General features: G+C 57.7%; 12 protein-coding genes. 5 read left to right on the plus strand and 7 right to left on the minus strand.

Annotated features, from left to right (window positions below; all coding sequences use genetic code 11):
* Positions 1–132 precede the first annotated feature (132 nt).
* Entirely contained in the window at positions 133–1,056 is a 924-nt protein-coding gene (locus tag ACOCG7_RS00635; RefSeq protein WP_421376355.1) for a LysR family transcriptional regulator, read from the plus strand.
* A gap of 473 nt (positions 1,057–1,529) precedes the next feature.
* Entirely contained in the window at positions 1,530–1,763 is a 234-nt protein-coding gene (locus tag ACOCG7_RS00640) for an alcohol dehydrogenase catalytic domain-containing protein (protein ID WP_421376357.1), read from the plus strand.
* Between the two features lie 216 nt (positions 1,764–1,979).
* Here the strand turns inward: ACOCG7_RS00640 and ACOCG7_RS00645 are convergent, their stop codons facing one another.
* From ACOCG7_RS00645 to ACOCG7_RS00665, 5 genes are all read right to left on the minus strand, one after another.
* Entirely contained in the window at positions 1,980–2,849 is an 870-nt protein-coding gene (locus ACOCG7_RS00645; RefSeq protein WP_421376359.1) for an SDR family NAD(P)-dependent oxidoreductase, read from the minus strand.
* 61 nt (positions 2,850–2,910) lie between these two features.
* Entirely contained in the window at positions 2,911–3,336 is a 426-nt protein-coding gene (locus ACOCG7_RS00650) for an Rrf2 family transcriptional regulator (protein ID WP_421376361.1), read from the minus strand.
* Positions 3,337–3,611: 275 nt separating this feature from the next.
* Entirely contained in the window at positions 3,612–4,592 is a 981-nt protein-coding gene (locus ACOCG7_RS00655; RefSeq protein WP_421376363.1) for an ABC transporter permease, read from the minus strand.
* 14 nt (positions 4,593–4,606) lie between these two features.
* Positions 4,607–5,617, minus strand: coding sequence for an ABC transporter permease (locus tag ACOCG7_RS00660; RefSeq protein WP_410836991.1), 1,011 nt, complete (start codon positions 5,615–5,617; stop codon positions 4,607–4,609).
* Positions 5,610–7,193, minus strand: a complete 1,584-nt coding sequence (locus tag ACOCG7_RS00665; protein WP_421376365.1) for a sugar ABC transporter ATP-binding protein — start codon at positions 7,191–7,193, stop codon at positions 5,610–5,612. Before ACOCG7_RS00665 ends, ACOCG7_RS00660 begins: the two co-directional genes overlap by 8 nt.
* Positions 7,194–7,349: 156 nt before the next feature.
* Here ACOCG7_RS00665 and ACOCG7_RS00670 point away from each other — a divergent pair, with 156 nt between their 5' ends.
* Positions 7,350–7,550: a hypothetical protein gene (locus ACOCG7_RS00670; protein ID WP_421376367.1), complete on the plus strand. Its 201-nt coding sequence runs from the start codon at positions 7,350–7,352 to the stop codon at positions 7,548–7,550.
* Positions 7,551–7,661: 111 nt separating this feature from the next.
* Here ACOCG7_RS00670 and ACOCG7_RS00675 read toward each other — a convergent pair whose 3' ends face one another.
* Both ACOCG7_RS00675 and ACOCG7_RS00680 read right to left on the minus strand, forming a co-directional pair.
* On the minus strand, positions 7,662–8,783 hold the full coding sequence (locus ACOCG7_RS00675; protein WP_421376369.1) for a Gfo/Idh/MocA family protein: 1,122 nt from the start codon (positions 8,781–8,783) through the stop codon (positions 7,662–7,664).
* 89 nt (positions 8,784–8,872) lie between these two features.
* On the minus strand, positions 8,873–9,838 hold the full coding sequence (locus tag ACOCG7_RS00680) for a sugar ABC transporter substrate-binding protein (RefSeq protein WP_087648180.1): 966 nt from the start codon (positions 9,836–9,838) through the stop codon (positions 8,873–8,875).
* A 362-nt stretch (positions 9,839–10,200) separates the two neighbouring features.
* Here ACOCG7_RS00680 and ACOCG7_RS00685 point away from each other — a divergent pair, with 362 nt between their 5' ends.
* On the plus strand, positions 10,201–11,058 hold the full coding sequence (locus ACOCG7_RS00685) for a sugar phosphate isomerase/epimerase family protein (RefSeq protein ID WP_421376372.1): 858 nt from the start codon (positions 10,201–10,203) through the stop codon (positions 11,056–11,058).
* A gap of 157 nt (positions 11,059–11,215) precedes the next feature.
* On the plus strand, positions 11,216–11,515 hold the full coding sequence (locus tag ACOCG7_RS00690; protein ID WP_421376374.1) for a putative quinol monooxygenase: 300 nt from the start codon (positions 11,216–11,218) through the stop codon (positions 11,513–11,515).
* Positions 11,516–11,773: the final 258 nt, after the last annotated feature.

The raw sequence follows: 11,773 nt of genomic DNA on the forward strand, positions 1-11,773 counted from the left end.
ATTGTAGAAATTTATTCTACAAATCGGCGATTCCGAGTCGGTTTATCAATCACCTCTTCTACGGCATATTGGGCTCCGAAGGGGTGGAAGAATCCCTTTCGATTTTTCCGACTGGATGCGAAGAGGTAGACGATGGACCGCTGGACGCAATTGCAGTTGTTTGTGCTCACTGCCGATTTGGGCAGCCTGTCGAAGGCGGCCGAGCAACTCGACATGTCGAACGCTGCGGCCAGTCGCACTCTGAGCTCGTTGGAAGAGCGCCTCGGCGCACGGTTGATAGAGCGGACGACCCGGCGCATGTGGCTCACTGACGCCGGTCGTGAATATCACCGTCGCTGCACTGCAGTCATTTCTGAGTTGTCCGAGGCCGACTCGATTGCCTCCGAAGAGGCAGTCAGTCCTCGGGGCGTGCTTCGCGTGACCAGCTCGGTGTCGTTCGCGATGATGCACATCGCGCCGGCGCTCTCCGAGTTCCTCAAACGCTATCCCAACCTCTCTGTTCAAATCGTCGCGACGAATCAGTATCAGAACTTCATCGAAGCCGGAATAGACGTTGCCATCCGTACCAAAGAGCATGAGGGGGACTCAGGCATCACCATTCGACGTCTTGCTGAGACCCGGCGAATCCTGGCTGCATCGCCGGCCTACCTCGCGGCTCACGGTCGTCCTCGGAACCCGGAGGACCTGGAGCAGCACAAGATGCTCGTTTACAACCTCGCCGTTGACCCGTACCTGCTTCATCTACGTCGAGGAGAGGAAGAACGCAATGTCGCCATCACGAGTGCCCTCGATTCAAACGAAGGTCAGGTCATCGTGGCTGCGGGACGCGCGGGACTCGGGATTGTTGCTCAGCCTCTTTACATCATCCACGAGGACATCGTGTCGGGACGCCTCGTTCCAGTGCTCGAGGACTGGCAATTGCCGCGTCTGACCATCAACCTGGCTTATCAAAGCAGGCGTTACCAGCCAGCGAAAATTAGAGTTTTCACGGAGTTCCTCATTGAACGCGTGAAAAGTCTCAATCTCGAAGAACGCTGGATGACCTTTGCGACTTGAAGAAATCACACAACAGAGGCCTCGCCGTCATGAACAGCGTCGACGCGCACCGATATTTCCGCTCAGCGGAAATATGATTTCGGCTTAGCGCATGTTTTTCTATAGAGGACAGCCATACCCTATAAAAACAAAATCCCGCTCAGGGAACCGGAGCCCATGATGCCGAGGAGACACCTCTGAATTACCCATCTTTATTGCCTCGACACCGAGCGCTTCCTCTTCGACCCTTCCGCCAGTAAGTGGTTTGGTAGCACATCTACAACCGAACGCGTTGCGATTGCGGAAGACCACTTCGGTCTTGTCGGCATGGCGATTTGTTGTCTTGAATTTGAGGATAAAGATGAAAGCCGTCCGATTCCATGGCAAGCACGAGCTTCGCATTGATGACGTCGAAGAGCCGGGCGAACTGCGTCCCGACCAGGCCCTTGTACGTCCAACGTTCTGCGGGATTTGCGGCACGGACCTACACGAGTATGACCACGGACCCACCCGGACCTCCGCGGAATCAAATCCCTACAGCGGCGCCGCGCTTTCCGCAAATTCTTGGCCATGAATTCTCTGGTGAGGTCCTCGCGGTTGGCAACGCCGTGACGAGCGTCTCACCGGGCGACCGAGTTTCCGTACAACCCAGATTGGTCCCCGCGAAGACTATTTCGGACGCCGCAATCTGCCTTTCCTTGGCCGAAATGCCCCAGTCGTCAGTCTGAGCTGGCCGTGGGGTGCATGGCGAGAAAAGCCGTCATCCTGTGAACTAAGGATAAAGGCTAGGTACCGGCACACTTTTATTTCGCTTCTCCAGTGCGCTGCAGCGGTACATTTTTACAGTGCGATTTATAACTCTACAGGGCTGGTTAACAATAATGGGCAATACCGCGGCTCAGGAGCGAATCGAACTGACAGGCGCCTGGTGCCCGGAGCGGAAATCAGCGTGGACTATGCTGCTGGATGAGCTTCCCGAACCGCCGCAGACCGATAGCGTCGGCAGCAGACGGCGACACGGCGTTCACGAGCGTAAGCATCCTGAGCAGCGAGCCGCCCATGATGTGGGCCCGACGTCGCTGGCGGATGGTGGCGAGAATATCGCGCGCGACCGCATCAGGCTCGCAAAGGACGACGCCCATCTTGCGCCACATGTCGAAATATGCGGACTCCGACTCGGTGTTGGAGGGCGCAGGCCCGAAAAAAGAAAGCACCACGTCGGTCCCGGCAAGCTCTCGGTTGGCGCCTTGCACGTAGCTCGCCAGCGCGCCGCGGGTCGCCGCGTAGGCGCTCATAAACGGCAGCGCCACCCGGCCGTCCATGGCGCCGCCGATGTGGACCACCACTCCGCCGCCGGCTTGCTTGCGCAGCCCCGGCAGGAATGCCTGGGTCACGCAAATCGGCCCCTTCACGTTGACCGCGAGCAGCGCGTCGAGGTCGGTCGACGTGTAGTCCTCGATGGCCTTGCGCGGCGAGATACCCGCGAGGTTCACCACCGCATCGATTCGGCCGAGGTGCTCAAAGGCCCCCGCCGCCAGGTTCTCAAGGCTCGCCGGGTCGGTGACGTCCGCGCGCAGGTAAATCGCCGAGCCGTCGTTCCGACCGGTCAGCGCCGCAGCGTCGTGCTCGCGCCGCGCCGCGAGCACCATCCGAAAGCCCTCGGCCGCGAGGAGCCTGGCCAAGGCGTGACCAAGTCCTCCGGTCACCCCGATGAGCACGGCGGTGGGCGGCTCCATGCCCCGCTCTGCTGCGGCGCGGCCGATTCCGGCGGCGTCGCCGCTGGTCCTAGGGTTCTTTCCATTCAGCTTGGTCATTTTGTATCCCTTTCGCTGTATATTGGCTACTATAAAAGTATCTATTTAGGTTAAAAAAATGCTACCCGGACATGGCCCTGATTTTGGACACCACGTCCGCCAATGTCGTCTGCCTCAGCTCACTACGGACGGCCTCCTGAGTACCAGCCAGCACGTCGCTCATGACTTCTTTGATGTTACAACTCACGACACACTCGTCCCTTTTGGGATAGGCATGGATGGCAAAAGCATTTGGAGGGTCTACCGCAGAATAGATGTCCAAGAGAGAAATACTCTTTGGGTTTCGTGCCAGGCCATAACCACCCGACTTACCAACAGTCGTCGTAACCAGCTTCGCCTTCGAGAGTTTAACGAGGATTCTCTTAACGAAAACCGGGTTCGCATTCACGCTGCCTGCGAGAACTTCCGACGTGAAGATTCCTTCGTGATGTACGATTGCCGCCAGTACGTGGACAGCAATCGAAAACTGAGTGTTTACTGAAGCCATTAATGGATACTATATTAGTATCCATAATGAATGCAAGAAGAAAACGCATAGGCTCGAGAATAAAAACAGAGCAACGCACTTTCAACGGCCATTGCCGGTTCCCCACCCGGACGCGAGCTCAGCGCAGACATTGAAAAGCTGGATACCTGGCGAAGTTCAATCCTGGAGAGAAGTAAGCAGCTGCGCGCCGCTACGTCCTGATGCATCAATTTTGCTGAAAACGATTGCGGCCAAGGCGTTTCTGACGCGTCGGCCGTATCAGTACATGTGGTCAGTCAAGTCGTAGGGGTTGCCTTTCTCCCGGCAAATCGCTCGAGCGGCGACGCCAGGACTGCGCCCAGGCGCCCATCAAGCAGAACCACAATCAGCAGCAACAGGCCGTTGACGAGGAGAATCTGGGTAGACGTAGCGCTCAGCAGGCCTAGCCCATTGTTCAGCACAGTAAGAATCAGAACGCCCATTGCTACGCCGAGCGGCGAACCGATACCTCCACCCAACGCAACACCACCAACAATCGCAGCAGAAGCCGCCTGCAGCAGGATATTGCTTCCCATCGTTGCGGACGCAGTCGCCAGGCTCAGCGAGAGAAGGCCGCCGCCCAGTGCCGACAGTCCGCCCGAGATGACGAAACCGACTGTCAGCGCCTTACCTACACGCGCGCCACTCTGAATTGCTGCCTTCCGATGCCCACCCGATGCGTAGATGTCACGTCCGAGGGTGGTGTAACGCAAGAAAAGCGATACGACGACGAAGCAGACAATTGTGATGAGGCTACGGGGAGAAAAGATTGCGGCAATGTTCTGGTCAAGGAAGTCGCTGACATCAAGGTTGGCGTAACTCAACACGCGACCACCCGCAATCCAGTAACCGATGCCGGTAAGGAACATCATGGAGCCGACCGTCGTCACCAGCGAAGAGACACCGAGCCAAGGCAGCAGCGCCGCGTTAGCGATGCCGACCACCACGCCAAAGATGATTGCGTAGAGCATGCCGAGCATCGCACTATCGCCACCGAACTTCACAGTGATTAGGCCGGCAACTGTCGAGATTGCAGCAACGCTCAGGTCGAACTCACCCGCAATCATCGTGACTGAAAGACCGAGCGCAATGATGCCGAGGAACGCAAACGCCTGAAAGATTGCGTAGAGGTTCGCCTGCGAGAAATAGTGGTCGACGCAGAGGCCGAAGATAACTGGCATTCCCACGAGCAGTACGAGGCGAATGGCCAGATTGAGAAGTCGTTGAGACTGTTCCATTTTCAAATCTCCTGTTATTTCCGGCCCGGACCGAGTCGGGCAAGCAACGCTCCAAACACGACTGCCGCGAGAACCACGATGCCCTTCGCTACCAGCTGGTACTCGTAACTCACGCCGCTGACCAGGAGGATGTTGCTGATAACGGCGAGGAAGATTGCGCCCGTGACCGCGTCCGAGATTTGTCCGCGTCCGCCACGAATCGAGATTCCACCGACGAGCACGGCAGCGATTGCGTTAAAGTCCAGGTCAATGCCGTAGGTCAGGTTGCCTTGGGCCGACGACGAAGCAATCAACGAACCGGCCAGCGCAGCTGCGGCGCCCGCGAATCCGTAGCAAACGAGCGTTGCTGCCATCAACCGGAGTCCTGCGATGCGTGCCACTTCCGCTCGCATGCCAATCAGTCGGATTTCCCGCCCGATACGGGATTTCTGCAGGATGAAGCTTGCAATGGCCGCAAAGATTGCCAGCACCAGGATTTGATTCGGCAGCCAGCCAAACAACCGTCCCTGACCGAGCCACGTCGCGTCCCCCTTTCCGATGACTGTCAGCCCTCCGGTGTAGATGACGCCAGCACCAATGATGATTGACGAGGTAGCAATCGTTGTGATGATGGGATTCGCTTTACCCAATGCGATGATTCCACCCTGGACAGCCCCCATCAGAAGGCCACTCAACACGACGAGCAGCAGCGTTGCGCCGAGACCCAGATGAATGAGCGCAGCGAACATCACCGTGGAGACTGCCGCTGTCGCGCCCATCGACAGCATGAACAGATTTCCACTGAGGGTCACTAGCGCCATCCCGATAGCGCCAATGCCGACCGCGGCCACCGAGTACATCAGGGACTGCAAGTTTCCGAACTCGGTGAAGTGCGGAACAATAGCCGCAGCGACTACGATAAGAGCAAGGGTTGCGATGCGAATCGACGCAGCGTGAATACTCGTCGTGCCAAACAATGCTGCGGCCCAACGTCGTAGCGCAGTCGTTGATACCTGCGCGGTCGGCTCGAGAGCTGTCTTATGCATTACCCACCTCCACAGTCTGGTCTCGGAAAGAGACATGGCCATGAGATGCATCGCCGTCGCCTGCCACGATGTCGTGCAGGAGCGTGTCGCCGTTTATCTCGAACCGCGGCTTGTGACGGACCATCCGGCCTCTGAAGACCGTCAGAACCGTATCCGCGAGCTCCAGGATTTCTTCGAGGTCCGTCGAGTAGAAGACAATCGCTAGCCCTTCATCCGCCATCTTGCGCAGCGTCGCGTAGATTTCGCTGCGGGCGCCAATATCAACGCCCCGGGTGGGTTCGTTCAGCAGCAACAGACGAGGAGCCAGTGCCACTGCTTTCGCGAGAGAGACCTTCTGCTGGTTGCCGCCGCTGAGCGTGGATACTTCGTGCGGAAGACGCTTCGGGTCGATGGTGAACATCGAGGCCAGGCGTCGGGCCTCTTCCTGTTCACCGGCTCGTCGCATGATTCCCGCTCGGGTGAATTTCGCCATGACGGACGCTGTGATATTGATGGCAATTGGCGCATCCAGGAAAACGCCTTTGTCAGCGCGGTCTTCTGCCACGTACGCGATTCCCGCTCGCAGCGAGTTCCGAATGCTGTCGAGCTTGACGGTTTGGCCGTCCACTTTTACAGCGCTGGAAATGTCACCGCGAAGGCCAGCAAGGGCCTCGACAAAGACTTCCGCTCCAGAACCCAACTGGCCGACCACAGCGAGGATTTCACCCGGCGCGACGTCGACTGAGAGTTCCTTGACCTTGTCCGCGACCGTCAGGTTGGAAATCGAAAGACGCGGCGCCACGTTGGCGCGGTTCTCCGGCGGCATGACCTTGCTATGCACCAGCTCGCGACCAATCATTGCCTTGACCACCTCTGCGGTCGTCATATCCGCGGTGCGCTGCGTGAGCACATGCTGTCCGTTGCGGAAGACCGTTACCCGGTCCGTAAGCGCAAACACTTCGTCGAGTCGATGGCTGACGAAAATCATCGCGGTTCCTTGGTCACGCAGTTTGCGCGCAACGTCAAATACTCGGACAATCTCCGCATCCGACAAGGTCGCGGTAGGTTCGTCCAGGAGCAGGACCTTCGCTTGGCGCGACATGCCCCGAGCGATTTCGACGAGCTGGCATTCGGCGAGGCTGAGCCGCGAGGCAGGCGCATCGAGCTTGATATGCGACAGTCCGACCGAATCCAGGTGCTCACGAACAGAGCCCCGGTATTGGCTGCGACGGTAGATTTCGCTCTGGTCCGCACCACCGAGAAGGATGTTATCGAGCACCGACAGCGTCGGGACGATAGCAAGCTCCTGGTGAACGATGGAGATAAGTCTCGGGTCGGTACGATGCCCGAGTTTCAGTTGATGTCCGTCGACGGTAATTTCACCGTCGTCCGGCTGCACCAGACCACCGAGAATTTTGATAAACGTGCTTTTGCCTGCACCGTTCTCGCCACACAGCGCGTGAATCTCACCAGGTGCCAACTCGAGGCTGACACCGGTGAGCGCCTTCACGCCACCATAGTGTTTGGTTAGATTGCGAGCGCAGAGCAGACTCTGAGTGGCGAGCGTCTCGCCGCCTGTTTTAGCGTCTTGCAGCATTGTCTTCCTCCATACGCGGACACTCTCCGGTCGTCCGCTGCCACGGGTCGATGCCCGTCACCGTCACCTGGCTCATCCGCGTGATTGCTCACACTGGGTGACGCATACATTTCGAATAACGAAGCCTTGCATCGAAGCTGAAGCGGACGCATTGCCATGGTTCGCGACGAACCGTGGGGCGTTGCCGCATCAGTGATGCCGCTGCTGTTGGTCTACCAGGAGAGGATTCGAAAAGAATCGCTGCGTGCGCAGGAATGCATGTCGTCTCCAGCAGAAACTCGCTTCAGCGGCTTCGTTATCGTTGAGATACAGGTTATTCGTTCGCCAGGAAAAGAAAAATGCGTGGCCGCGAAATGATATTTCCAGTCACCGGAAATATCAGCGTCCGGCTGCAGTCGAAAAAAACGCGCGGAAGTCAGGACGTGATGCCTGCCAAACCGCGCGCTAACCTTGGAGCCTGCTGGTCTGTTACAGAGAGACTCGCTGTGCCTCGGCCGAAGACCGGATGGCGGCGTCGACAATCCGTTGGATTTCCCACGCTTCCCGGAAGTCCGGGAACGTAGGCGTCCCATGTTCAATTGCCGCGATGAATTCCGCCATCTCAATGGTTTTCAAATCGTTGAAACCCAGTTGGTGCCCGCCAGCTACCGTGAAGTTTTCATAGGGGGGATGAGCGGGTCCGGCTTCGATTCGAGCGAATCCCGATGTCCGAGGGTCGCCGCCGGCGTTGAAATAGCGGAGCTCATTGAAGCGTTCCTGGGAAAAGCACAATGCACCCTTTGTTCCATAAATCTCGAACTCAAGCTGCATCTTGCGGCCAGTTGCGGTCCAGTTTGCTTCGATTGAGCCTGAACACCCGCGGTCGAAGGTCACCATCAATCTAGCAATGTCATCGACCTTGACCTCCCGGCGCTCGGGCGAACCAGGCGACACCGGGCGCGACTTGTTGACGGTCTCGAGTTGCGCGTTCACATGGGTAACCGGACCGAGAAGGAATCGCGACATTCCGACGATGTGGTTGCCGATTTCAGCCAGCGCGCCTGCCCCGTTTTGAGGGTCGACACGCCAGCTGTAGGGAATCTCGGGGTCGGCCATGTAGTCTTCCGCATGGATGCCGCGAAAGCTTGTGATTTCGCCCAGTTCGCCACACGCAATCATCTCTCGCGCCAGTTTGAGAATGGGATTCTTGATGTAGTTGTAGCCCACTTGCGTGACGACGTTCGCGGACTCGGCCGCCTTCATCATTTCGTGAGCGTCAAATGCGGATGGCGCGATGGGCTTCTCGCAATGCACATGCTTCCCGGCAGCGATTGCCGCCAATGCCATCTCCCGATGCAGACTGCATGGCGTCGTGATTGAGACGACCTGAATATCGCGGTCGTCAAGGAGCGACCGCCAGTCGCTTGTCGCACGGTCGAAGCCAAATTGCTCTGCCGCTTGCCTCGCGCCCGTCTCGCTGACATCGGCAACGGCCACCAATCGTGGCGTCAACGAGTTAGGGAAAGCATTCGGCACCGCTCGGTACGCAAGCGCGTGCGCTTTTCCCATAAAACCAGTTCCAATCACGGCAACGCCAATCTCTCGTCTCATTCCTGTCTCCGTTTCAAAGCGAAAGCGACCCCGCAGGGTCGCCGTTGCGTCCTGCCGGCTACGCAGTAACTCGGTAGCCGACGCGCGACCTACTTCTTCTGGGAATAGCAGACGTTGATGGTGGCTTTGGTAGCCGCCGGATTCGGCAGGTACTGCACAGCTTTCGGAGCCTTGCCGGAGGCGAGTTCCTTGGCGGCCTTCGCGGCATAAGCACCATCGTCAAAGGGAGATTGCTCGACTGTTGCGTAGGCTTTACCTGCCGAGATAGCCTCGACGCCTCCGGAGTCGCATCCGTGTCCGACAATCACCAGCTTCGAAGGGTCGAGTCCAAGTCTTTGAGCGGCAGTCACCGTGCCACGAAGTTGAGAATCATTCTCTGTATAGACGCCTTTCACATCCTTGAACTGAGTGAAAAGCGCAGACGCCGCTGCTTCCGCCTTCACCGCGTCCCAGTCCGCAGGTTGGGAGCCAACTACCTCGATACCAGGTGCATCCTTTTTCAGCTCATCAACGAAGCCTTGGTAGCGTTGTATCTGGGGGGGCGTACCCATTTGTCCGTTGATGACGATTACCTTCCCTTTGTCTCCGTAGCCCTTGTCCTTGAATCCCTGAATCATCGCTTTCGCGGCAACCTGACCGTTGCTGATGTCGTTCGGCCCAGTGAAGACTTTCCAGTACCGGGAGTATTTCTGGTCGGGCATCGAGTTAGAAATGACGAGCGGGATTTTCGCCTGGTCAATCTTGCGAATCGAGGGGACCATCGCGCTTGAGTCCACAGGCACGAGGACGATGACATCTGGCTTCTGCGCGAGCGTCTGGTCGACCTGGGTTGCCTGCTCGTTCGGGTCATAGTTGGTGACCTTCACATCAAGCTTGATGCCTTGTGCCGCAGCTTCTTTTTCGAAGCCTTTGACGTAGAGCGCCCAATATTCAACGCTCTGCGTCGGCATAAGCAACGCGACGCGCGGCTGGTCTGCGGCTTGGGCACCACTGCAGAAAGCGCTGGCGATAGCGCTGAGAGCAAGGCAAGAAATAACGGATTTGCGGATGTTCATGCTGTGTCTCCTGAAGGCCCCTGAGATGGGTGAGCCGGGTTTTAGTGTTCTCGAGGAGGCACAGTAAGGCTTGGTATGCGAAAGAAAAATGCGACAGAACGAAAAGTTATTTCCGCTCACCGGAAAAATTGCGGCTTTCGGACTGCGATAGCCCGCGGCTTCCGAACAATCAAGCTGCGTGCCGCTCTAGCGGGACTTCGACACGCCCGGCAACCCGCAAAACGCCGAATTGTAGATTTAAACTCTACGGTGAGGCGATTGCAGGGCTGTTTATCCGCTGCCGTTTCTACGTGATAGTTCGGGACATGGTCTTCTTGCGACGCCCGTCGGGGCTGGTCGCTGCTTCCTTAACGAGGGTTCTCATGTCCAAATCTAAAGTCGAACTTGTTGCTGCTTACTTCACTCTGTCGGGCGACGTCTTTCCGTTTGGGCCGACCGAAATCAGCCCATTCAGCTTCAAGGACCGCGTTGAAGCGGCAGCAAGAGCAGGCTGGGACGGCATCGGCCTGATTCATTCGGACATCTACGCTACGGCCGACAAGATTGGCTTCCCGGAAATGCGCCGAATCCTCGAAGCCAACGGCATGAGGCACGTTGAGTTCGAGTTCCTGGTTGACTGGTATCAAACCGGCGAGCGCCGCCGCACGTCGGACAGCATGCGGTATTACTACCTGAAGGCTGCGGAAGAACTTCGTGCGCGCATCGTGAAGGTCGGTCCGGGCATTGGCGAAGAAACCGCCAACGTCCCCCTCATGGTCGAAGAATTCGGCAAGCTGGCAGATGACGCTGAGAAGCGCGGTACGCAAGTCATGTTGGAAATCATGCCCTTCAGCAACGTGCGAACAATCGAAACCGGCAAAGCTATTGTCGAAGGCGCGAACAAGGCCAATGCGGGCCTGCTGCTCGACATATGGCACCTGTGCCGCGGCAATGTCGACTTCAAGGAAATTGCCACGATTAAGCCGGAATTCATCAAGGGCATCGAACTCGACGACGCAGACCGGTACGCAATCGAGCCGCTGTGGATGGACACCTGCCACAAACGCCGTCTGCCTGGCGAAGGCGTACTCGACGTGCAGGGCTTCATCAAGGCAGTCCAGGCGACAGGCTTTGAAGGTCCGTGGGGCGTGGAAATCCTGTCCGAAGTTGAGCGCAAACTGCCGCTCGAAGAGATGGCCACGCGTGCGTACAACGCGACGATTCGCCAGTTCGATAATTAAATCGAAGCACCGGGAATGATTAGCCGAACAGCCGCGACCAAGTGTTTGCGGCCGTTTTCTTTCGCGCAGTTGGTCACGCCGCGCGCTCGCGAGACGTATCTCCGTGACACGCGCGCAACGTGACACGCTTGCAATGCAACGACACCAGGGCAGACCGATGTTATCTCTCTACGTCCGTTTCAAGCTTTTTCCGTCGACGAAGGCGCTATTCGTGCCGCACCTCGCCGAGCTCATGAAGACGATGTCGGAAGAGCCAACTTTCGTGCGCGCCGTGCTCAGCGAAGACCCGGACGCACCAGATGATTTGGTTCTATTCGAAGTATGGAACGGCTCCCTGGATGAATGGCTCAGCGCGCAGCCGCAGAAACCATACCGAGCCGTCTATGGCGATGCAACCAAAGACTTCGTTGCCGATAAGGAAGTGCGATTTCTGACGCCCATTGCGCTTCAGAATTAATTGTCTCGCCGCATAGCGCTTCGGGTCGCTGCGGGTACCTGCTCATTCACTCGGGATGCGGTTCCCTACTTCAAGTCACTTGGCGCTAAAGCGCACTGCCTGGCTGCCCTGTCGATAACTGAAGGGCATGGGCCACTGCTCCGCGTCTGCGCATGACATCGCGTATCTGCTGGCTGGGGCCGCTGCCCGACGTTCGCCAAGCGGATTGCTGCTACGAGCGATTGAATATATCGGAGGGGAGCGCTAGCGACATCCATA

This window comes from Paraburkholderia sp. DD10, assembly GCF_049177125.1.
Taxonomy (GTDB): Bacteria; Pseudomonadota; Gammaproteobacteria; order Burkholderiales; family Burkholderiaceae; genus Paraburkholderia; species Paraburkholderia terricola.